This window comes from Brevibacterium sp. NPDC056726, assembly GCF_042790515.1.
Taxonomy (GTDB): Bacteria; Actinomycetota; Actinomycetes; order Actinomycetales; family Brevibacteriaceae; genus Brevibacterium; species Brevibacterium sanguinis.
Genome location: NZ_JBHTYZ010000002.1, coordinates 353,030 through 375,087 on the forward strand (window position 1 = coordinate 353,030; position 22,058 = coordinate 375,087).

Annotated in this window: 21 protein-coding genes; 15 read left to right on the plus strand and 6 right to left on the minus strand. The window is 68.2% G+C overall.

Annotated elements, in window-relative coordinates:
- Positions 1-40: 40 nt before the first annotated feature.
- A complete protein-coding gene (locus ACFQ91_RS05115; RefSeq protein ID WP_376904064.1) occupies positions 41-1,138 on the minus strand; it encodes a type I restriction endonuclease in 1,098 nt (365 codons plus the stop codon).
- A gap of 176 nt (positions 1,139-1,314) precedes the next feature.
- Here ACFQ91_RS05115 and ACFQ91_RS05120 point away from each other — a divergent pair, with 176 nt between their 5' ends.
- The 11 genes from ACFQ91_RS05120 (at position 1,315) to ACFQ91_RS05170 (ending at position 11,272) form a co-directional block, all read left to right on the plus strand.
- Positions 1,315-1,677 carry a YchJ family protein gene (locus ACFQ91_RS05120; RefSeq protein WP_198500943.1) on the plus strand — a complete coding sequence of 121 codons (363 nt, stop codon included), beginning with the start codon at positions 1,315-1,317 and terminating at the stop codon, positions 1,675-1,677.
- 199 nt (positions 1,678-1,876) lie between these two features.
- Entirely contained in the window at positions 1,877-2,368 is a 492-nt protein-coding gene (locus ACFQ91_RS05125; RefSeq protein ID WP_376872036.1) for a DUF2087 domain-containing protein, read from the plus strand.
- On the plus strand, positions 2,365-3,801 hold the full coding sequence (locus tag ACFQ91_RS05130) for an MFS transporter (protein ID WP_376872033.1): 1,437 nt from the start codon (positions 2,365-2,367) through the stop codon (positions 3,799-3,801). The genes ACFQ91_RS05125 and ACFQ91_RS05130 overlap by 4 nt, the downstream gene beginning before the upstream one ends.
- A 57-nt stretch (positions 3,802-3,858) precedes the next feature.
- Complete coding sequence (locus ACFQ91_RS05135; RefSeq protein ID WP_137825613.1) at positions 3,859-4,368, plus strand: phosphoribosyltransferase; 510 nt, start codon at positions 3,859-3,861, stop codon at positions 4,366-4,368.
- Between the two features lie 37 nt (positions 4,369-4,405).
- Positions 4,406-5,725, plus strand: a complete 1,320-nt coding sequence (locus ACFQ91_RS05140; RefSeq protein WP_198498515.1) for a carboxylesterase family protein — start codon at positions 4,406-4,408, stop codon at positions 5,723-5,725.
- Positions 5,726-5,955: 230 nt separating this feature from the next.
- Positions 5,956-7,956, plus strand: coding sequence for a vWA domain-containing protein (locus tag ACFQ91_RS05145; RefSeq protein WP_198498516.1), 2,001 nt, complete (start codon positions 5,956-5,958; stop codon positions 7,954-7,956).
- Between the two features lie 43 nt (positions 7,957-7,999).
- Complete coding sequence (locus ACFQ91_RS05150; RefSeq protein WP_198498517.1) at positions 8,000-8,602, plus strand: alternate-type signal peptide domain-containing protein; 603 nt, start codon at positions 8,000-8,002, stop codon at positions 8,600-8,602.
- 81 nt (positions 8,603-8,683) lie between these two features.
- Complete coding sequence (locus ACFQ91_RS05155) at positions 8,684-9,313, plus strand: signal peptidase I (protein WP_198498518.1); 630 nt, start codon at positions 8,684-8,686, stop codon at positions 9,311-9,313.
- Entirely contained in the window at positions 9,310-9,918 is a 609-nt protein-coding gene (locus ACFQ91_RS05160; RefSeq protein ID WP_198498519.1) for an alternate-type signal peptide domain-containing protein, read from the plus strand. Before ACFQ91_RS05155 ends, ACFQ91_RS05160 begins: the two co-directional genes overlap by 4 nt.
- Positions 9,915-10,601 carry a hypothetical protein gene (locus tag ACFQ91_RS05165; protein WP_198498520.1) on the plus strand — a complete coding sequence of 229 codons (687 nt, stop codon included), beginning with the start codon at positions 9,915-9,917 and terminating at the stop codon, positions 10,599-10,601. Before ACFQ91_RS05160 ends, ACFQ91_RS05165 begins: the two co-directional genes overlap by 4 nt.
- The gene (locus ACFQ91_RS05170) at positions 10,598-11,272 is read left to right on the plus strand and encodes a hypothetical protein (protein ID WP_376872024.1); all 675 of its coding nucleotides are present in this window, start codon (positions 10,598-10,600) and stop codon (positions 11,270-11,272) included. The genes ACFQ91_RS05165 and ACFQ91_RS05170 overlap by 4 nt, the downstream gene beginning before the upstream one ends.
- 74 nt (positions 11,273-11,346) lie before the next feature.
- On the opposite strand, the gene ACFQ91_RS05175 is transcribed toward ACFQ91_RS05170, so the two are convergent.
- Both ACFQ91_RS05175 and ACFQ91_RS05180 read right to left on the minus strand, forming a co-directional pair.
- The gene (locus tag ACFQ91_RS05175) at positions 11,347-11,634 is read right to left on the minus strand and encodes a hypothetical protein (RefSeq protein ID WP_376872021.1); all 288 of its coding nucleotides are present in this window, start codon (positions 11,632-11,634) and stop codon (positions 11,347-11,349) included.
- A gap of 94 nt (positions 11,635-11,728) precedes the next feature.
- Entirely contained in the window at positions 11,729-14,470 is a 2,742-nt protein-coding gene (locus ACFQ91_RS05180) for a LuxR C-terminal-related transcriptional regulator (protein WP_198498522.1), read from the minus strand.
- Between the two features lie 225 nt (positions 14,471-14,695).
- Between ACFQ91_RS05180 and ACFQ91_RS05185 the strand changes: the two genes are divergently transcribed.
- Positions 14,696-15,778: a winged helix DNA-binding domain-containing protein gene (locus ACFQ91_RS05185; RefSeq protein ID WP_198498523.1), complete on the plus strand. Its 1,083-nt coding sequence runs from the start codon at positions 14,696-14,698 to the stop codon at positions 15,776-15,778.
- 77 nt (positions 15,779-15,855) lie between these two features.
- Complete coding sequence (locus ACFQ91_RS05190) at positions 15,856-16,773, plus strand: diacylglycerol kinase family protein (RefSeq protein ID WP_198498524.1); 918 nt, start codon at positions 15,856-15,858, stop codon at positions 16,771-16,773.
- Positions 16,774-16,893: 120 nt separating this feature from the next.
- On the opposite strand, the gene ACFQ91_RS05195 is transcribed toward ACFQ91_RS05190, so the two are convergent.
- The 3 genes from ACFQ91_RS05195 to pdxS are packed head-to-tail and all read right to left on the minus strand — an operon-like array spanning position 16,894 to position 19,977.
- Positions 16,894-18,531, minus strand: a complete 1,638-nt coding sequence (locus ACFQ91_RS05195; protein ID WP_198498525.1) for a helicase HerA-like domain-containing protein — start codon at positions 18,529-18,531, stop codon at positions 16,894-16,896.
- Complete coding sequence (pdxT, locus tag ACFQ91_RS05200) at positions 18,521-19,102, minus strand: pyridoxal 5'-phosphate synthase glutaminase subunit PdxT (RefSeq protein WP_198498526.1); 582 nt, start codon at positions 19,100-19,102, stop codon at positions 18,521-18,523. The genes ACFQ91_RS05195 and pdxT overlap by 11 nt, the downstream gene beginning before the upstream one ends.
- The gene (gene pdxS / locus ACFQ91_RS05205) at positions 19,096-19,977 is read right to left on the minus strand and encodes a pyridoxal 5'-phosphate synthase lyase subunit PdxS (RefSeq protein ID WP_198498527.1); all 882 of its coding nucleotides are present in this window, start codon (positions 19,975-19,977) and stop codon (positions 19,096-19,098) included. Before pdxS ends, pdxT begins: the two co-directional genes overlap by 7 nt.
- Before the next feature lie 197 nt (positions 19,978-20,174).
- Between pdxS and ACFQ91_RS05210 the strand changes: the two genes are divergently transcribed.
- Together ACFQ91_RS05210 and ACFQ91_RS05215 are read left to right on the plus strand one after the other, a co-directional pair.
- Positions 20,175-21,602 carry a PLP-dependent aminotransferase family protein gene (locus ACFQ91_RS05210; protein WP_198498528.1) on the plus strand — a complete coding sequence of 476 codons (1,428 nt, stop codon included), beginning with the start codon at positions 20,175-20,177 and terminating at the stop codon, positions 21,600-21,602.
- A complete protein-coding gene (locus ACFQ91_RS05215) occupies positions 21,599-21,973 on the plus strand; it encodes a hypothetical protein (RefSeq protein WP_198498529.1) in 375 nt (124 codons plus the stop codon). The genes ACFQ91_RS05210 and ACFQ91_RS05215 overlap by 4 nt, the downstream gene beginning before the upstream one ends.
- Positions 21,974-22,058: the final 85 nt, after the last annotated feature.

The window sequence follows — 22,058 nt, forward strand, 5'->3', positions numbered from 1 at the left end:
GGCACCTAGACGCCATCACGCCAGTTGAGATCACACTTGCTCAGTCTAGATAGTTTCTAACCGTTGCGCGGATATGTTCGGCATGGTCATAGATAGACTCAATGCCGTCGATTGGGATTCGAGTTTCTTTCTTATCTTCGTCGAAGATCCCGAGATATTTTTGTTTCTTTCCATTGAAATGCAGGCGAGCGATCGGCTTCCGGTTATTGTCGTCAAGTATGACCGCGAAGTAGGATTTGGCATCGCGTTGCGCGACGCGTTCCGGTTTTACTTCGCTGCATGCGATAGCTTTTACGATCTGATAACCCTCAAGTTCCTCCAGGGTGGTCTCAATTTCAGTATCTCTATTTAGGTCGTCTTCAGCAATTTCGGAACTGCTTATAATTTCTTCCGGCGTGGTGTTGGCGCCCATTGATGTGTAGCTTGCGCCCAGGGCAGTTTTAAGGCGGTCGTTCGCCTGCTCGTTAAGGTACTGCTTTGCGGCTTTCGCTACGAGTTCTGTGAATTGAGCCTTCGCTTCTTGCGTGAATCGGCCATCGTACACCCGGCTGGTGAACAGTCGGACGAACGCTTCATCTGGTTCTCTGAACTGAGCGGCCATTTCCCTTTTGATTGCCCCGACATATTTGAGTTCTTCTGCCGCGCTGATGACCGAGTCGAGGTCAAAGATCTCTTTGGACAGTTTCCGAAGCTCAGGAATGAGGGTCTCATCCACGTCGTTCAGGTCTAAGACCAAAAACGGCCTGGAATCCATCTTATTCGGCGCATCCAAGTCAGTGTAGAAATTATACACTTCTCCATTGGTGAGCACGGCAATGCGAGCGTTTGTGACCGAGAAATATCTGAAAAGTTGAGACGCGTGTTCTATTCGGATTGGCTCGGTTGTTTTCTTGCATTCAATGAGGATCTGAACTTCCCCGTCGCGCAGAATCGCATAATCTACTTTCTCGCCTTTTTTCACGCCAACGTCTGCGGTGAATTCGGGGACTACCTCCAGAGGATCGAAAATGTCGTATCCGAGGATTGTCGAAATGAACGGCATGACGAAAGCGTTCTTCGTGGCCTCTTCCGTCTGGATTGCGTCGCGTTGATTCTGAACTTTTGTGGCGAGTGCTGTCAGCCGCTCTTCAAATTCCAATGTTCCTCCTGGAGGGTTTCGTGCCTAACTCACGGGGCGAGTCACACTATAACCGTAAGCAGTCGTCGGGGTGCGGTGAGCTGGCTTGCCGTGTCTGGCAAATGGTCCGAACCCCGGGTCCGCACCGATTTTTGAGCAGCCGATATCATCGAGCCATGATCTGCCCCTGCTCCGGAATGCCACCTGGTGCCAGCTTCGAGGAATGCTGCGGCCCCGCCCTCGACGGCCAGCGATGGCCGACGACCGCCGAGGCGCTCATGCGGTCCCGCTTCACCGCCTTCGCCACGAAGAACGCCGATCACCTCTTCCGCACCTGGCATCCGCGCACCCGCCCGGCCGACCTCGGCGTCGACGACCTCGTCACCTGGACGCGACTCGACATCGTCGACACCACCGGCGGCCTGGAGAACGACGACACCGGAACGGTGCACTTCCGAGCCCACTACCGCGACAGCCTCGGCGACCACATCCTTGAGGAGAACTCCGCTTTCGTGCGCCGTGCCGGCCGCTGGCTCTACCTCGAACCCGTCGCCGACTGACTGCACGGTCCATCTCACCTGTGCCGTGCATGACCTATACTCGTGCTCAGCGGCGCATCCGACGCCCAGCCCGGTCTGGCACCCCAGCACACAGACCATCCGGCGAAGGGGAGAACATCCTCGGATCGACCCGTCAGCGGTGAACTCCTGACCGGGCATTGAGCTGGGGCAGCGTTCGGTCGGCAAAGGACTGACCACTATGACGAAGAACAGCGACTTCAAATCCCTCGTGCGCGAACGCATGGCGCAGACCGGGGAGAACTACACCTCCGCCCGCGCCGCCCTCCTCTCGCAACGGCTCCTCGGCCCCGCCTCCGCGGCGAACGCCGACCCTGCGCCCCTCGACCCCGAACTCGCAGCCGCGCTCGACGCCTTCCGCGCGAAGACGCGCCGCACATTCATGCCGCACGGGCGACTCACCGCCATCCCGATGAAGCGGCGCGCGCTCGTCGTCCTCCTCCTCGACATCCGCGACACCGTCGACAGCGACCGGATCTACACGGAGAAGGAGATCAACGAGCACCTCAAGCAGTTCCACGCCGACTTCGCCCGCCTGCGACGCGAGCTCATCGACTACCAGTACCTCGAGCGCAATCCGCACACCGGGGAGTACTGGCGGACCGACACTCTTCCCGAACGCCGAGGGAACATCAGCCAGGAAGCGGGGCCTCTCGAACAGCTCCCGCGATGACCGCGCCGAGAGTCACTCGGCCCTTCCGCTCGGCCCGGTTCGCCGGTGTCTTCACCTCATCGTTCAGCGGTGACCTTGCCGCCGCTTCCACCTCGGTCGCGGTGCCCCTGCTCATCGTGGGCCCGCTCGGCGCCGATGACGGCGTCGTCGGCCTGGCTGTCGCCGCCGACGACATCGGCTGGCTCATCGTCGGACCCGTCGCCGGAGTTCTCATCGACCGGCATGGATTCCGACGCCTGCTGCTGACCAGCGAAGCCGTCCGCTTCACCGCATTCGCCGCGATCGTCTGCCTCGCCTTCGCCGGCGTGCTCCACCCGGCAGTGCTCATCGGACTGCTCGTGGCGGTCAGCATCGCCAGCGTCTTCTTCCTCGTCGGCTCACCGATCCTGCTCGCCTCCGGCATCGACCCCGACGACCTCACCACAGCCAACAGCGCCCTGACCTGGAGTCAGTCCGTGGCGATGATCCTCGGACCGCCACTCGCCGGTGCGCTCATCGGGGTCGCGAACCCTGCCGCCGCCCTGCTCGTCACCGTGCTGGGCTACCTCGTCTCGTTCGTCCTGCTCGCGGCGGTGCTCCATCGTTGGGACGAGCCTCAACAGGGGAGGAACGACCGCGAGTCGCAAGACAGTGACCCCCGGGACGAGGAAAGCGACACCCGAGGCGAGAACAGCGACACCCGAGACGGGGACAGCGACACCCGAGAAGACGACAGCGATCTCCGCGCGAAACACCGCGATCCTCGGCAGGGGACGCAGGAAGGAACCGAGGACGAGCGCCCGCGCCGACGACTCGCCGCCGGTCTGATAGCCGACGTCCTCACCGGTTGGCGATACCTCCTCAGCCGCACCGACGTCATGCGCATGGTCGCAAGCGGAGCCCAATTCAACCTCGCGCTGAGCATGCAACAGGCCGTGATCGTCGTCTATCTTCTGTCACTCCCCGGCTTCACCGCCTCCCTCATCGGCGTCGCGCTCGGTGCCGCCGGGTTCGGCGGAGTCTGCGCCGCCATGGCCGCCGACCCCATCGCCCGACGCTTCGGTGAGGGCCGGGTCGTGTTCTGGTGCGTCCTCGGCGGCACCGGTCTCGGCCTCCTCATCCCACTGACCGCCTCGGTGCCGGGAATCGTCTTCCTCATCCTCGGCTACTTCGGACTCAGCGTCGCCACCGTCGTCTTCTCCGCGATCACCGGCGCCTACCGCCAGCGGACGATCCCCGTCGGCCTGCTCGGCCGCGTCACCGCCGCGAGCCGCCTCATCTCCTGGGGCATCGCACCGTTCGGGGCCCTGGGCGGGGGAGCGATCGCCGCCCTGGCGGGTCCGTGGTGGGGTCTGGCCGCCTCGGCGCTGATCTTCGTCGGATCGGCAGGGTGGCTGTGGGGAATCAAATGGCAGATCAGCGACTCAGGCGCGTATCCTGAGATTCCCGATTGAGCCAACAGAGCACCCCGAACCCGCGAATCCCAGCACACCGACGCACAAGGAGCACCCATGGGCCAGGCCTACCACGCCGATTCGACCGATCTCACCGACAAGGAGATCCTCAGCTGGGACACCTTCGGCCAGTCGGCCAGGGATCTCGCGCAGACCATCGCCGACTCCGACTACGACCCGGAGATCGTCATCGCGATCGCCCGCGGCGGCCTCCTGCCGGCCGGCGCCCTCGCCTACGCCCTCGGCCTCAAGCTCTCCGACGCGATCAACGTCGAATTCTACACCGACGTCGAGGAGACCCTGCCCGACCCGATCCTGCTCGCCCCGATGCTCGACATCGAGGCGATCAAGGGCAAGAAGCTCCTCGTCGTCGATGACGTCGCCGACTCCGGACGCACCCTGGCCCTCGTCCTCGAACTGCTGAAGAAGAACGGCGCCGAGGCGCAGTCCGCTGTCATCTACGCGAAGTCCGCCTCGATCGTCGACCCCGACTTCGTGTGGAAGCGCACCGACCAGTGGATCGTCTTCCCCTGGTCCGCCGAACCCCCGGTCGAGCCCTCGAAGTAAGCCGATCTCGAAGCGACGTTTGCAGGACCGGGCGGCGATGAGTGCGCAGACGACAACGGCGCGGATCGACATCTCCGCACCGTGCGGAACCGTGCGCGCGGTCGTCGATGACGAGATCATCCGCGCCCGCGGAATCCGCTACGCCCGTGCCGAGCGATTCGCCCCACCGGTCGACGAACCCGCCGTCGACGCCATCGACGCGACGCGCCCGGGTCCGGCGAGTCCGCAGCACCGCATCGACCCCAACGCCGAGTTCCGGTTCGACCAGATCGGCGGCCTCGCCACCAGCGAGGACTGCCTGCGCGTGAGCGTGACGATGCCGGCCGACGCCCTCACCGCCGAGGAGGCGCTGCCCGTCCTCGTCTGGATCCACGGCGGCGCCTACGTCTCCGGCGCCGGGGACGCCGAGATCTACGACCCCCGCGCCCTCGTCACCGAACAGCGCCTCATCGTCGTCTCCGTGACGTACCGCCTCGGTGTCCTCGGCTATCTGGGCCAGGGCCGGCCCGAGCACTCGAACCTCGGCCTCCTCGACCAGATCTCCGCGCTGCGCTGGGTGCAGAGGAACATCGCCGCCTTCGGAGGCGACCCCGACAACGTCACGATCGCCGGTCAGAGCGCCGGAGCCGATGCGTGCGCCCACCTGATGATCGCCGAGGCGACAACCGGCCTCTTCTCGCGCGTCATCATGGCGTCGGCGCCCTTGGGACTCTCCGGCGGCACCGAATCGATGAACTGGGCCATGGCCCGGGTCGCCCAGCGCATCCCCACCGAGGCGAGCGTGCCCGAGATCCTCGCCGCCCAGGACGAGGTCCACAAGGCCGCGCTCGTCGGCGGCCTCCACGCGGGCATGTGCTTCGGCGTCCACTACGGCGACTACCCGCTCCCGTCCCGCGCGGAGGCCGCCGCCGCGTGGCAGCGCGTGGCACCTGAGTATGACGTGCTCATGACCCGCACCGAACGCGAGATGGCCTTCTTCGCCGGATTCGTCCCCGCCTTCCACCGCCTCCACGAACGCCGCCTGACCTCCCCGATGCTCGAATCGCTCATCTCCGGGATCACCTCGGCGGTCTACACCCGCGCGGCGAAGGAGTTCTACGACCGCCACCGGATGTCCGGTGGACAGGGCTCCCGCCTCCTCATCGTCTCCCGCGGCGACGGCAGCTTCTTCGACGCCGCCCACTCCGGTGACCTGCCGCTGCTCTTCCCCGGTCCCGTATGGGACTCGAGCTTCCTCGACTACGGCACCACCGCCGAGGTGGCCGGACCTGAGCTGCGCCGGATCTGGGGCAGCTTCGCGACCTCCGGATCGCTGCCGCGGGTGCCCGTTCCCGGGCTCATCGACATCCTCGGCTGAGGCTCCGGGCCGTCGGATCCGGGTACGTGGCCCCGCCCGATTCCAAGCCCCGTACCCCGCCTGGGTGCGGCGTCCGTCACATCGGCGGCGAAGTCTGAGAACGGGCTCGCAGCAACCCCGGCGAAACCCAACACTTTCCCAACACCCAACCCGTCCATTCGGCCAGGGTGCTGCGCGCGCGCGATTCCTACACTCGAACAGTTGCCTCCCCACACTGCTCGAGGAGAACCGTGAGAGACCAGCATGGATTCGCGCCCAGGCTCACCCGCGCCTGCGTCATCATCGCCACGATCCTGGTGATGATGTTCTCTGCCGTTCCCGTCGCCCACGCAGACCCGCAGGGCGAGGATGCAGCACCGACCCCCTCGCAGTCCCCGACCCCCACTGAGGCCCCGGCACCGGCGGCCGGCGAATCTCCTGAAGAGACGGAGTCTCCCGCACGAGCGCCGCGTGCCGTGGCCCCGCAATCCGTTCCCCGCCCTTCCGGCGACAACGCCGTGATCACCGTCAAGGTCGGCGGAGACCGCACCGCAGCGAACTCCGTCTCCGGACTCGCCGGCGTCACGCTGCGCCTCTATGACGGCGGCTCCAGTGGGCCGTCGACCCCCATGCGCGACAGCTGGGCCACCTGCACCTCTGATGGAGACGGCGACTGTTCGTTCGTTGTGCCACAGACGGGAAGAGGGCTCATTTTCAGGCAGGAGAACCGTGACAAGCGATTCTGGGTCGTCCAGGAATCGACGCCGAACGGTTGGTCAGCCAACGACAAGCTCGTCATCGGCTCAGCCTCGAGCAATTCGGCTCAGCGTTACACGTTCCGGACGGGCACTCAGCTGCGTGCGGGCAGCACCTACCGCTCCGGTTCGGAGTTCATGACGTCCGGGTCGCGATCGAACACCACGAACTCGACCGGCACCTGGCAGAACAGCCGCACCAATCCGGCACTGGAGGCCTCGTGCACCGCCGGGCTGCGCGTCGCACTCGTCCTCGATCTCTCGGGATCCGTCGCGAATTCTGGAGCGCTCGGCACCCTCAAGGACTCCGCGAAGGGGATGGTCGACGCTCTCAAGGGAACGAACTCCTCGATGGCCCTCTACACGTTCGCCTCCAACGCGCCGCGCGACTCCACCGACAGCGGTCGCAACTGGCCCTCGATGTCGATCGACCCCGGTGACAACGCGAACACGATCAAATCGCGAATCGACGCCTATGTCGCAGAGGGCGGCACCAACTGGGACAGCGGTCTGTGGCAGGTCGCGGATGCCAACGAGCAGTACGACCTCGCCGTCGTCGTCACCGATGGTCTGCCGACCTTCTCCTCCGGCAACACCTCGACCTACGGCAACGTGACGAGCTTCGACGAGATCGAAGCCGCGATCTACTCCGCCAATGCCATCAAGGCCGGTGGCAGCCGCATCATGGCTGTCGGCGTCGGCGACGGCATCCAGGGCGGCGTCGAGAACCTCGCCGCGATCTCCGGTCCCGCCGGCTACAGCGACGGCGGATCGATCAACGACGCCGACTACTTCCAAGCCGGGTGGGAGGACCTCGCGACCCTCATGGAGAACCTCGCCAAGGGCGCCACCTGTCGAGCGGACATCGAGATCGCCAAGCAGACCCTTCCCTACGGTGCCGACAGTGCATCGTCCGGAGGTGCCGGCTGGACCTTCGGGGTGACCGCCTCGGCCCCGGGAACCCTGCAACAGGACAGCCGGCAGACGACCGGAGAGAACTCGAAGGTCGGCTACCAGGTCCGCTTCTCCACACCGAAGCCCGCACAGAAGTCGCGCATCGACATCGAGGAGATCCTCACCGACGCCCAGACCGCCGACGGCTGGACGATCGACGCCGTCGAATGCACTGTCAACGGCGCCAAGGTCAGCGTCGACAAGAGCGACATCAGCCTCGACGTGACCTCCGGGGACACCGTGAAGTGCACCGTGACGAACAAGCAGACACTCGTGCCCGGAGTCTCGATCGAGAAGAAGGCATGGGACACCCCGACCGCTGACGGACTCGACGGTGCCAAGGAGATCCCCGCCGGGGAGCGGGTGGCCGACGGCACGACGATCACGTGGACCTACCTCGTGACGAACACGGGAAAGACCCCGCTCGACGGCATCAGCGTCGTCGACGACAGACTTCCGGGCACCGCAGTCACGTGCCCGAAGACCAGCCTGAACCCAGGCGAAACCATGACCTGCTCCGCCTCCGGCGCAGTGACCAAGTAAGACAGCGCAGCCTCGCAGCTGCCACCCCCACAAGGAGAGAACAGTGAAGAAGCAGACCCTCGGAATCATCGCCGGAGCGGCCGGAGCAGCCCTGCTCCTCGGCGGCGGAACCTTCGCCCTCTGGTCCGACAGCGCCGAAGCCGACGGCGGACAGATCACGGCCGGCAACCTCGATGTCGCCGTCACCGAATCCGGCTGGCAGGACATCTCGGCCGACCGCGCCGACAGCCCCCACGCGATCGACCTCGCGACCTTCAGGATCATCCCGGGCGACACCGTCCAGGGCAAGTACGGCGTCGACGTCGGCCTCGAAGGCGACAACATGGTCGCGAAGCTCCAGCTCGCCGGCGGCGGAGAGCTCGAAGGCGCACTCGCCGAAGGCCTCAGCCTCACCTACACCGTCGAGGATGCCAACGGTCAGCAGATCGCCTCGGGTGACAACGCCGGCGTCGAGGTCACCCTCGTCTCGCCCGACAACACCGCACCCGGCTCCAACCAGGTCGCTGCCGGCACGGCCGTCGACGGCACCGCCGACTTCAACGTCGTCGTCACCGCCGAATTCGACGAGTCCACCCCGAACCGGGAGCTCGTGCAGCAGCAGGCCGCCCTCGCGGGCTCGACCATCCAGCTCAACCAGGACCGCTGAGCCGCGGCACAGCTGACACACCCCGCCGCGGAGACGCGGCACATCTGAGAGACGCAGAGAACACACGAAGAGGAGAGCACCATGGCCCGGACCACGGGATTCGCACGCGGACTGGCGTCCGGCGTGTTCGCCATCCTCCTCATCGGCTTCCTCGCTCTCGCCGTCGCGGTCGGCGTCGTTCCGAAGGTGATGAACGGCGCGGCGCTGACCGTGCTCACGGGTTCGATGGAACCCACCTACGAACCCGGCGACATCGTCGTCTCGGTACCCCAGGACCAGTACCGCATCGGCGACCCGGTGACGTTCCAGCCCCGCTCGAACGATCCCATGCTCATCACCCACCGCGTCGTCGCCGTCACCGACTCCGCGGACGGCCGCACCTACGTCACCCGCGGTGACGCCAACGGCGACGACGACGAACCCATCGTCGAAGCACAGGTGATGGGCAAGGTCCTCTACTCGATCCCCAAGCTGGGCTACGTCCAGCAGGCGGTCGGCGGCAACAAGGGTCTCCTCGTCGCCGGGATCGGATTCGTCCTCATCGCCTACGCCGCCTACGCCCTCGTCTCCGGCGCGATCGAACGCCGGCGCGAGAAGAAGGACGCGGCGGCGCAGGCTCCACCAACGCAGTCCGAGACAACGACAGCAGCCGACGCGGGCCCATCGACGATCGAGAACTCACGCACCCCTGAGACGGAGAAGACGACATGACGAGGAAGAACTGGCGACTGCCGCTCCTTGCCGCCGGCGTCCTGCTCGCCGGAACCGCGGTCGGCAGCGGCACCATGGCACTGTGGAAGACCACGGGCACTGCCGCACCAGCGGCGATCGTCTCCGGAGACCTCGACGTCACCGCCGGTGAGACCACGTGGCGTGAGACCTCACCGGACGTCACCGACAGCGGCCGGACGATCGACCCCGACACGTTCCTCGTCCGCCAGGGAGATTCCGTCGCGATGACCCAGGACTTCACCACCCACCTCACCGGCGACAACATGGTCGCCGGCATCACCGTCGACTGGTCGGACCCGGCTGCTCTGCCCGACGGCGTGACGGCGACCTACGAAGTGCTCGACGCCACCGGGAACCGCCTCGGTGAACCCGCACCGATCGGCACCGTGACCACGCTTGACGACCCCAGCGAACTCCTCGTCACCGATGACGCGGGACGCTCCGACGACTTCTCCGTCCGCGTCTCCCTCGACTTCGCCGACCTCTCCGATCGGTTCGGCGCCGAGAGTCCCGTCCAGGTCGCCGACCTCGGACGCTTCGCCTTCACCCTCGACCAGACCCGTGAGGAGGGAGACCGACCATGACGAAGCAGCGCACAGCCGTGATCCTCAGCGTGTTCGCCGTGCTCGGCATCCTCATCGGCGCCGGTGGAACCTCTCTCGCCCTGTGGTCGGACACAGCGCACGGCGACGGGGAGATCTCGAGCGGCTACGAACACTTCGCGGCCGGTCGCGTCGACGACTCCCAGCCGGCGAACGACGGGCGCGTCACGGTGGGCATCGGTCCCGCCGATGCCGAGACCCTCATCCGCGACGGCGAAGTCGCCATTCCCCTCCAGACGGATTCGCTCAGCCAGGGCAACAAGGGCCTGCGCTATGAGCTCACGCCGCCCGCGTGGTCCGACGGCATCTTCGGCGCCTCCGACGTCATCGTGTTCCCCGTCAGCGCACCCGGCGACTGCACCGTCGCCAACGCTCCCGCCGCGCAGGGCGAACTCACCTCGACCCCGGTGAGCGCCGACTACTCGGACACGACGGCCCCGACGACCGAATACTGGTGTGTCACGGCGACGCTGAAGAACAACGGCACGGTCGGCGAGTACGAGAACACCGCGACCGTCACCGCTGAGGATCCGGCAGGCACCGAGGTCGAGGCGAAGGACTCCTGGAAGGCGACGGTCGGACTCGGCCTCGACCCGAAGAAGGAACCGACCCACGAGATCACGTTCGCCTACGAGACCTTCCGCCCCGGGGGTGAGCAGCCGTGACGCGCACTCGCCTCCTCGTGGCCGGAGCCGCCGTCCTCGCAACGAGCCTCCTGGGCACCGGCACGCCTGCGGTCGGTGCAACCGCTGTCAGCGCACCAGTGAACTCTGCTTCCGTCACCGAGCCGACCGGACTGAGCGCGCCGACCGGACTGAGCGCGCCCAACACAACGATCACTGCAGCCCGAGGCAGCGCCGCGGGTGCTGACTACAGTGCCGCGAGCGCCGACTACAGCAGAGCCATTCAGCTCTCGTGGGACGGCAGCAGCTACAGCGACGCGACGACGGAGAGCTTCGTCGGCTTCCCCGTCACCGTCCCCGGCGACTCGACCTCTCGCACCATCATGGTCCGCAACGATGGGCCCACCGACGGAACACTGACCGTGAGCATCGTCGACGTCGAACTGCTGACCCCGACGATCGACGACGACTTCTACTCGGACCTGCTCATCGACTGGCAGACCGGTCGGTCGTCGATCCGGGACCTCGAGAGCGCAGGCACGACCCAGATCATCGACATGCCGCTGCCCCAGGGGGAGACGACCCCGGTGACGATCGGCTACGACTTCCCCCGCGAGGCGACCTCGGGCAACAAGTCCAACGTCGGTGAGCGGCAGGGCCGTTTCGACGTGCTCTTCCAGCTCGGCGGTGACCACGCCGGGTCGGCCGGGTAGGCCGGAACGGAGACAGGCGGCAGCACCGATTCCGGTGGGCAGTCCGACGCGGGTGGCCAGTCCGACGCGGGTGGTCAGTCCGACTCCGGTGCAGGCACTGCCGCCGACTCCGATGCGGCGGCGAACTCGAACGCCGGAGCGGACACGAACGCCAGGGCCGACGCGAACGCGCGAGCCGCTGCGGCCGGCTCGGCGAACTCAGACGGCAGCACCGCGGCCGCAGGCGGCAGCGGCTCCACGGCCAACGCCGACGGCAGCGGCTCCGATGCCAGCGGCGACGCCGGGTTCCTCCCGCGCACCGGTGGTGCGATGTGGTGGATGGCCGTCCTCGGTGCCGTCATCGCCGGTGCCGGTGCCGCCATGGTGCGGCTGGTCCAACGTCGCAGCAACTGAGCTTGAGCACCTGAGCTCAAGCGCGCCCAGGAGCGCGCCCGGAGTCGCGGCACCGGCAATAACTCACCGGAACATCCGGGCCACCTCGTTGCGCCGATTGAGCTGGAGCTTCCGCAGCAGATTCGACACGTGATAGCGCACGGTCGCCGTGGCGACGAACAGCTCCGCAGCGATCTCCTGGTTGCTGCGTCCCTGAGCGAGGAGACGACCGATCTCCATCTCCCGGTTCGTCAGCGACGCGAGCAGATCCTGCTCGCTCTCGGCGACCGCGCTCAGGGCATCCCGGATGCCCGGCTCGTACGCCCCGGCACCGATCCTCCGCACGATCGCCAGCGCCTGATCGAGCGCCTTCCTGGCCTCCTCGCTCCGCCCGAGCCCGGCGAGGACGACGCCGTAGTCGCGCAGGGTGAGCGCCCGGGGCAGGGGGAACCGATCATCGCCCAGTGCCGCCTCGAAGCGGCGGAGCGCCTCGGCGACGGCATCCGCCGAGTGGGAGGCTGACCCGGAGACTCCACCATCAGCGACGATCCGCCGGGCACGCAGCCAGTCGACCGACCCCCAGTACGGCTGCCAGCTCGTGCCCTCCATCTCTCCGAGGCGGTCGATGAGTGCGTCGGCCTCGGCGAACCGTTCGAGGTCGAGGAGCGCATGCGCGCGATAGTTGAGGAACCCCCGCTGGGTCCCGATGAGGCTCTTGACCTTCTCCGGGGCGGACGCTGCGAGCACGCGTTCGGGATCACCGTGGGCACGTGCCCGCTCACATGACGCCGTGATGACCATGTCCGCGGCATACGGCTGCCACTGCATGCTCGTCTGCCGGTCGGTCTGCGCCTCGAGATCGATGAAGTCCGGCACCCCGCGTGCCGCGTTGAGCCACGCATGGAGACCCGACAGCGGCAGCCGGGTCTCGACGTCGATCGTGCTGCCGCTCGACTCGGTCGCGGAGAGGACGAGTTCGGCCGCCTCGTCGAGCGACCCGGTCAGCGACGTCGCATGTGCATGGAGGAGGCGCACCGTTCCCGCACCCCACGGTTTGACGACGGATTCGAGGAGTCCGACGCCGATCCCGGCAAGAGTCCGGGCCCGACCCACCTCGCCGATCGTCATCGCGACGACCGCGAGCGGGGTGAGCGCGTCGACCTTGAACGAACTCGGCTCGAGAGCGAGCACCCGCGGGACGAGGGCATCGAGTTCGGCGATGACGGTCGCCCGGTCGGCCTCGAGGACGAGCTGCAGCAGCCGGTAGGTCTCGAGCACCATCGCGCGCCCCTGCGGCGCCACCATCCAGCGGATCCCCGGGCGGGTGACCTCCTCGGGGTCATGCGGGGCACGGGCGATCGTTGCGAGCGCGGCGTCGATGACCGGACCCAGCCGCCCGTAGTCCCGACTCCGGATGACCTCGACGACGGAGAGGTAGGCGGCATACGACTGGAGGGTGCGCACGTCCGGGTCGTCGGTCGCCTCGGCGAGGAACTGTTCGAGCCGCTCCCGCGGGAACTCCTGATCCTTGCGGTGGGCGAGCATCGTGAGGATGATGCATTCGCGGACCGGGCACTCCGGCAGCGCTTCGACCTCGGGCAGCAGGTCGAGCACGGCGTAGACCGTCTTGCCGCGCATGTTGAGCAGGATGAGCCTGATGAGCATCGTCTGCCGCGCCTCACCGGTGGCGATGTCGAGGCTGCGGCGCATGACGTCGTTGACAGCGGCGTAGCTGCGCGCGGCCACGGATTCGGCGATGAACCCGTCGACCGCCTCGGCGAGCTCATCCGTCCACTCCTCGGCTCCGCTCAACGCGTACCACATCCGGCGGAACCCGGTCGCCGACGGTGCCAGTGCGCGGTAGATCGCCTGGGCGCGCTCGCGCGGCAGCATCTGCCGCACGGCATGGGCGATGAGTGCGTGACGCGGCGCGATCGTCGACCCGAACCCGGATTCCGAGAGCACCGAGGCGGCGACGGCGGGATGAATGTCGGCGGGTTCGCCGAGGCGGTCGGCCACCTCGGCGACGATGTGCGGAGCGAGCTCCGTATCGGCACAGCAGACGATCTCGACGGCCAGCCGGGCGGCGGGGGAGAGGCCGAGGACCGGAGCGAGCAGCGGATTGTGGTCGGGGTCGACGCCGCGGATGGGGATGTCCCAGAGGAGGTGGAGCTTGTTGCGCTCCTGCGGGGTGATCCGGCGGAAGATGCTGTCGATGCCGAGGAAGGATCCGCCGGTGGCGTTGCGCAGCGATTCGGCGGTGAACGGTGAGATAGATGCGCCGAGGAGGTCGACCGCCAGCGCCTGGATCTCTGCGATCGTCAGCGCCTCGAGGACGATGTTCTCCCCCTGCGGGGAGGACTCGGCGAGGTCGGCGATGAACGAGACGGGGGCGCCGTGGACGTCGGGCAGCCGGCCGGCGACGACGATGAAGTAGCCCTGCCGCATGATCCGGGGAACGAGGTAGCGGAGCACGAGCCGGGATTCGACGTCGATCCACTGGGCGTCGTCGACGAGGACCGTCTGCAGCGGGGGCCGCTCATTGTCGGTGAGCTCGGCCATGATCTCCCGGGCGACGTCGAGCGGTGCCCGGGTGCCGTCGAGGATCCGGAACGGGGCGAGTCCCGTGCTCAGGAGTCGTTCGACGAAGCTGAAGGGCGCGTCCTTCTCGAACTCGTCGGCCGTGGCGAAGGCGACCGGTGACGTCCTGAACATCGTCTCGCCGATCCGGCGCAGCAGCCACGTCTTGCCGGTTCCCGCGAAGCCGGTGAGCATGCAGAGCATGCCGCCTTCGGTCACGGCTCGGGCGCAGATGTCCTCGACCATTCGCTCGCGTGCTCTGATCGGACTCAATGTCACTGGGGATTCCTCTGTCGTGGGGGTGTGGTCGTGGGGGAGCGCTGTCCTTCAATGATCGAACAACCGTTCACTATGTGTGAAGTGAAACACCCTGACCTCGGCATTCCGTTATCCGACCGTAATCGGTGCTCTCTCCGACGTTATCCCATGACGGCGGTCATCCACTTTCCGTGCTCACGCTACGCTGAGGGCATGGACATCGCACAGGTCTCGGCGGCGCGCATGATCTCCTCGGGTCTCGTCGGGGCCTGCGGTGATGATCCCGCCGAGGTGGTCCGCCGTCTCGCGTGCATGCAGGCCCAAGCGCTGCCGGGAGCCCTCGTGTCGATGGCGCTGCGCACCGCTTCGCAGTCCCTGCCCGCGGTGCGCGCAGCGATCGAGGACGGCCGGATCGTGCGGACGTGGACGCAGCGGGGCACCCTCCATTTCGCCGCCGCCGAGGACGTCGGCGGGATCCTCGCCCTCACCGCCCCGCGGCTGCTCAAGGCCCAGGCCGATCGCCGCGCCCACTTCGGGGTGAGCGAGCCGATGCTCGAGCAGGCGGCCGAGCTCGCCGAGACCGCGATCTCCGCGCGCGGACCGCTCAGCCGCGACGACCTCCTCGCCGAGTTCGCCCCGCTGCTCGAGGGCGTCGCTGAGGCCGACGCCTACGGTCGGCAGCGCTACCTCCTCACGACGCTGTCGATGCAGGGCCTCCTCGTCCAGTCCGGCTTCACCGCCGACGGGCAGGAGATGAGCTACGCCCTGCGCGACCGCAGTGCGGATGCAGCGATCGACACCGAGGCGGCGCTGCGCCAGTGGCTGCGCCGCTATGTCGAGAGCCACGGACCGGTCACCGTCGACGATGCGGCCCGGTGGACGGGTCTGCCGAAGACGCCCGTCCGCGCCGCCCTCCGCGCGCTCACCGACGAGGGCGCCATCGTCACCGCGACGATCGATGAGCGCGAGCACGTTCAGGCCCCCGATCTCGACGACCGCCTCGGCGAGTGTGAGGCCGCCAGCGGCACGCTCATGCTCCTGCCCGGCTTCGACGAACTCATCCTCGGCTACAAGGACCGCAGCCAGACGCTCGCTCCGGCCCACGAGAAGTCCGTGGTCCCCGGCGGCAACGGGATGTTCAAGAACACCGTCATCGACGGCACCCGGGCCCGCGGGACGTGGAAGCGCTCACCGCGGAAGACCGGACCGCGGGTGATCATCGAGCCGTTCACGGGCGAGACCGTCGACCTCGCCCGCGCCGAGGCGGCGGCACTGACCCATCCGGCGTTCGGCTGAGCGAGTGGTGAGGGAGAGGGCATGCGCGGTGGCACGGGAGAGGCCGGACCCACGCGGCCGCGGTTGAGGAGGCGCACATGAGACTGGGGATCATCGTCAATCCGCTCCACGCGCGCACGCACCGCGCCCATCACCGGCTCGTCACCCTGCTCGATCGCGTCCACGTCCGGTACCGCACGGTGTCGACGTCTGCCGTCCGGCCGGGTGCCGAGCAGGCGCGGGAGCTGGCGGATTGGGGTGCCGAGGCGGTCGTCGTCCTCGGCGGCGACGGCACCCTCCGGGCGGCCGCCCCGGCCCTGGCGATTGCGGACCTGCCGACGCTCATCATCCCGACGGGAACGGCGAACGTGTTCAGTCGGGCGCTCGGCGTGCCGAACGCCCGCGCCGGCCTCGCCCTCTGCGAGGAGTACCTCCTCGGAGCGGCGCCGACGACGGGCGTGCCGATCAGCCTCGCCGAGGGCATCGATGCCGACGGCGCGCACCGCCACGAGCACTTCCTCTCCCTCGCCGGGATCGGCGGCGATGCCCACGCTGTTGCCGGCCACCGGCGCGAATGGGGCCTGCTCGGCTATGCCCGCGGGGCCCTCGGCGCGCTCTTCGCGCCCGAGATGGACGCGCGGATCGACGGAGAGGCACTGCGTGTCTGGTCGGTCATGGGGGCGAAGGCCGCCCGCCCGGCCGGGCCGATCCCGGTGTTCCCCGGCGCCGAGGTGACCGGTGAGGACCTCGAATTCCTCGCCGTCGTCCTCGCCGCCGACTCTCCCGTGAGCCGGGTGGGAGCGTGGGCGGGCATCGGCACGTCCTGCGTGCGGGGGCACCCCGAACGCGACGAGAACATGCGCTACTGGACGGCGCGATCGGCCCGGATCTCCGTCGCCGAACCCGCACCGGTCCACCTCGACGGGGACCACCTCGGCGAGTTCAGCTCACTGCGGATGAGCACCGGTGATCTGCTCCTCGAGGTCGTCGTGCCGGCCGCGCACACTACCGACTGACGCTGCTGCTCGCAATGCGAGGTTCCGTCGGCAACGAGGGAGGGCAGCTTAACGCTGCCGCGGGCAACGCGAGATGTCGCCGGCAGTCGGGGAATACGGCCTGACTGCCGGCGGCGTAGCCTACCGTCGCCGGCGCGAGGTGCCGAAGATCCCGCGGGCGATCTCCCGGGCCGCCGTGCGGGTGAACTGCTTGAACGCCGAGGAGTTGACGACCTGAGAGAAGAGGTTGTCGTCCTTCTTCTCCGCCTTCGCGTCCTGCTGCCGCGGTGCCCGGGCACTCTCCTCGGGGAACGGGACTCGCTCGGAACCGCTGCCGGCGTCGCCGCCGGAAGTCGGAGACCCAGCAGTCTGTGACCCGGCCGTCTGTGACCCCGCAGTCTGCGAGGCCTCGGCCTCCTGCTCGGCGGCTCCCGCTTCGAGGCGCTTCGTGAGGATCTCCCGCGCCGACTCGTTGTCGATCGCGGTCCCGTACTTCTTCTGCTGGTCGGATGCGGCGACGGCGGCCTTGATCTCGTCCTCGCTCATCGGCCCGATCTTCGACTCGGGAGCCCGCACCCGCGTCGCGGCCACGGGAGTCGGCGCGCCGTCGGGGTCCATGACGGTGACGACGGCCTCGCCGATGCCGAGCGAGGTGAGCAGCGATTCGAGGTCGTAGTCGGACTTCGGGAACGTCGCGACCGTCGCCTTGAGCGCCTTCGCGTCGTTGGGGGTGTGCGCCCGCAGCTGATGCTGGATGCGGGAGCCGAGCTGCGCGAGCACGTCCTCGGGGACGTCCTTCGGCGTCTGCGTGACGAAGAAGACGCCGACGCCCTTCGACCGGATGAGGCGCACGGTCTGCGTCACCGATTCGAGGAACGCCTTCGAGGCATCGGCGAAGAGGAGGTGGGCTTCGTCGAAGAAGAAGACGAGAGCGGGCTTGTCGGCATCGCCCACCTCGGGCAGATCCTGGAAGAGATCGGCGAGCAGCCACATGAGGAACGTCGAGAACAGGGCAGGGGACTGGTTGAGCTTCTGCAGCTCGAGCACGGAGACGATGCCGGCCCCGCTGTCGTCGACGCGGAGGAGATCGGCGGTGTCGAACTCCGGTTCGCCGAAGAAGACGTCGCCGCCCTGGGCGGAGAGTTCGGCGATCTTGCGCAGGATCACCCCGACCGTCGCCTTCGACGCCCCGCCGATGCCCTCGAGCTCGGCCTTGCCCTCATCGGAGGTGAGGTAGGTGAGCACCGCGCGGAGGTCGGAGAGGTCGAGGAGGGCGAGCCCGGCCTTGTCGGCGTAGTGGAAGACGAGGGAGAGCACCGACTCCTGGGTGTCGTTGAGCTCGAGCACCTTCGACAGGAGGATCGGGCCGAAGGAGGTGACGGTCGCGCGGATCGGGGTGCCGAGCCCGGAATCGCCGAGGGTGTAGAACTCCGTCGGGTTCGCCGCCGGGTCCCACTCCTGTCCGGCGGCCTCGAGCCGCTTCGTCAGCTTCTCCGAGGCGACCCCGGGCGCGCCGATGCCGGAGAGATCGCCCTTGATGTCGGAGGCGAAGACGGGGACCCCGGCCTTCGAGAGCTGCTCGGCGAGCACCTGGAGGGTGACGGTCTTGCCCGTGCCGGTGGCCCCGGCGACGAGGCCGTGGCGGTTGAGCATCGCCAGCGGAATGGAGATGGGAACGTCGGGAGCCGGTGTCTCCCCGTCGAGCGCCACCCCCAGTTCGAGGGTGGCGCCGTCGAAGGTGTATCCGTCTTTGAGCCTGGTCATCGCCTCAGTCGTCATGGCCCAATCCTCGCACGAACTCGGCGTGGAGTCTCGTGTCCGGACCCAACTCGGGGTGGAAGCTCGCCCCCCACACCGTGCCCTGCCGGACGAGGACCGGACGTCCGTGATGACTGGCGAGCACCTCGGCGCTGCCCGTCTCGACGATCTGCGGGGCCCGGATGAACGTGCCGTCGAAGTCCGGGGTCATTCCTGCGATCGTCAGCGGCGCGACGAAGGATTCGCGCTGCCGGCCGTAGGCATTGCGGGCCACGGTGACATCGAGTCCGCAGAGGCGGTCGTAACCGGCGAGCGAGTCATCGGTGAGGCGGTCGGCGAGGAGGATGAGTCCCGCGCACGTGCCGAACGTCGGCAGGCCGCCCCGGATCTCCTCGCCGAGGCGGCCGAAGAGTCCCGTGGGGGCGGCGAGGCGGACCATGGCGCTCGATTCCCCGCCGGGCAGGACGATGCCGTCGAGTCCGGGCAGATGCTCGGGGCGGGTGACCCTGCGGGTCTCGACCCCCAGGGAGCCGAGCACCGTGAGGTGCTCGCGGAACGCTCCCTGGAGGGCGAGGACGCCGACCGTCACCATCCGCGCTCGGCGAGGCGGTGCGGGGCGGGGACGTCGCCGACGTTGATGCCGACCATCGCCTCGCCGAGACCGCGGGAGGCGGCGGCGACGGCGGCGGGGTCGTCGTAGTGGGTCGTCGCCTCGACGATCGCCCGGGCGCGGGCCTCGGGGTTGCCGGACTTGAAGATGCCGGAGCCGACGAACACGCCGTCGGCGCCGAGCTGCATCATCATCGCGGCGTCGGCCGGGGTGGCGATGCCGCCGGCGACGAACGTGACGACCGGGAGGCGGCCGAGCGACGCGACCTGCTTGACGAGCGGGTAGGGGGCGGCGATCTCCTTGGCCGCGACGTAGAGCTCGTCCTCGCTCTTGGCGCCGAGCGCGCGGATCTCGGAGTTGATCGTGCGCAGGTGGCGCATCGCCTCGGAGACGTCACCGGTGCCGGCTTCGCCCTTCGAGCGGATCATCGACGCGCCTTCGGTGATGCGGCGCAGCGCTTCGCCGAGGTTCGTCGCCCCGCAGACGAACGGGACCTGGAAGACGGACTTGTCGATGTGGTTGACGTAGTCGGCGGGGGAGAGGACCTCGGACTCGTCGATGTAGTCGACGCCGAGGGTCTCGAGGATCTGCGCCTCGACGAAGTGGCCGATGCGAGCCTTGGCCATGACCGGGATCGACACGGCGCTGATGATCGATTCGATGAGGTCGGGGTCGCTCATCCGGGCGACGCCGCCCTGGGCGCGGATGTCCGCGGGCACCCGTTCGAGTGCCATGACCGCCGAGGCGCCTGCGGCCTCGGCGATGCGCGCCTGCTCCTCGTTGACGACGTCCATGATGACGCCGCCCTTGAGCATCTGGGCGAGTCCGGTGTTGAGCAGGGTCTGAGTCTCGGTCATTGCTGGGCCTTCGTTCTCCGGCGCCGGGGAGCGGCGCTCTGGTGTCGTGACTGTGGTGTCGTGCCGGACCGCGGGCGCAGATCGCCTCAGACGAGGTGTCGGCGTCGGGTCCTCAATCAGGCTAGAGCCGACAGTGGCCTAATCGCAGAGCCAGAAACGTATGAGAGTTCTGGGCCAGTTCGCTCTATGATGGTGGGATGTCCGCTGCCTCCAGCCTGCCGCGCTCGACGCGGGAGTCCCTCGACATCGCCATCGACCACGGCTCACCCCTGCCCGATCAGATCGTCGCGGGGATCAGGGACCTCGTCACCCGCGGGGAGCTGCGGCCGGGTGACCCGGTGCCCTCGAGTCGCCGGCTCGCCGGTCACCTCGGCGTCTCCCGCGGCACGATCGAGACCGCGTATGCCCAGCTCGCCGTCGAAGGCTACCTGCTGACGCGCGAGCGCGCCGCGACGATCGTCGACCCGGACCTGCCGACCGCCCTGCTGCGGCACACGGACGTGCCCGCACCGCCGTCGGCTCCGCAGCGACCGCCTCGGCGCCTCATCGACCTGCGGCCCGGCCACGGAGGTGACGATCCGCTGCGCGACCCGGCGTTCCGGCGAGCGTGGCGCGAGGCCCTCGACGTCGATCCCGGCGCCGTCGACCCGCTCGGCCAGCCGGGCACCCGGTGGGCGATCGCCGACCACCTGCGGCTCCTGCGGGGGATGAGCGTCGACCCGCGCGACATCATCGTCACGAGCGGCTCCCGCGATGGGCTCCGCCTCCTCTTCGCCTCCGGGCTCGACGGGGCGATCGGCGTGGAGAACCCGGGATTCCCGGGCCTGCGGCTCGCGATGGCCGACCGCGAGCTCCTCGCCTTCGACGTCTCCACGGGACTCGACGTCGAAGGGCTCACGGAGCTCGAGGGGCAGGTCGCGGCGGTCGTCGTCACCCCGAACCACCAGTTCCCGCACGGCGGGACGATGCCGGTGAGCACGCGCATCGCGCTGCTCACCTGGGCGGCGCGGGCCGGCGTCGTCGTCATCGAGGACGACTACGACAGCGAGGCCCGGCTCCAGCGCACCTCGGTGCCCACCCTCTTCGACCTCGCAGGCTCCCTCGACCTCGACGTCGGCGTCGTTCACATCGGAACGTTCTCCACCGTGCTCACCACGGCCGTGTCGACCGGGTACATCGTCGCCCGCGGCCGCCTCGGCGAGGCGATGAGCGCGGTCCGGACGTCATGGGGTCCTGCGATCGCCCCGGTCCTGCAGAGTGCGATCGCCGCCTACCTCGAATCCGGTGGTCTGCGGCGTCGGATCGCCCGGGGTCGCCGACGTCTGCGAGCCGCCGAGGCGGTCGTCGCCGAGGCCGGTGCGATACCCGGACTCGTCCACGAGGGGCGCACCCTCGTCATCGAGACCGACGAGGACGGGGCGCAGGCGCTGCTGCGGGAGCTCGAGGGCAGAGGCATCCGCGTCGCCTCGCTCGCCGCAGGCTGGAGCGGGGACAGCGCAGTGCGCCATGGCATCGTCATCGCCCATTCGAACGTCGAGGCGACCGTGCTCCGGTCGGTCCTCGGCCTCATCCAGACCCTCAGCGGCGAGCACCGCGAGCCGACGGCAAGTAGGATCGAACCATGAGGAAATCCGCCTATGTCATCGACGGAATCGTCAAGCTGCTGCTCGCGGCCGTTCTCGTCATCTTCCTCCCCGCTCTCGGGGCGTTCTTCCTCGTCCCGGCGTGGATCATCATCACCGCGGCGGTCCTGCTCTTCCTCAGCTCCGCCACGGAGATCTCCTACGGGGTGAGCAAGGGCACGACGACCTACCTGCGCCACATCATCATCGCCGACGTCGTCATCGTCGGTGCGGCCGTCCTCGGGATCGTCCTCGCCTCGCTCGGCAACCCGGCGGGCGGGTTCATCTGGTTCGGGCTCCTCGCCCTCGCCTCGCTCGCGATCGCCGTCGTCTTCACGACGGGCGCGAACGGACCCGACTTCGGCAAGGACTGAGCACCGCGTTTCCGGCGGCGACGCCTGCTCGCGCAGCGGGCGGACTCGCAGGACTGTCACCGTCCGGCATCCTCGATCAAGCGCT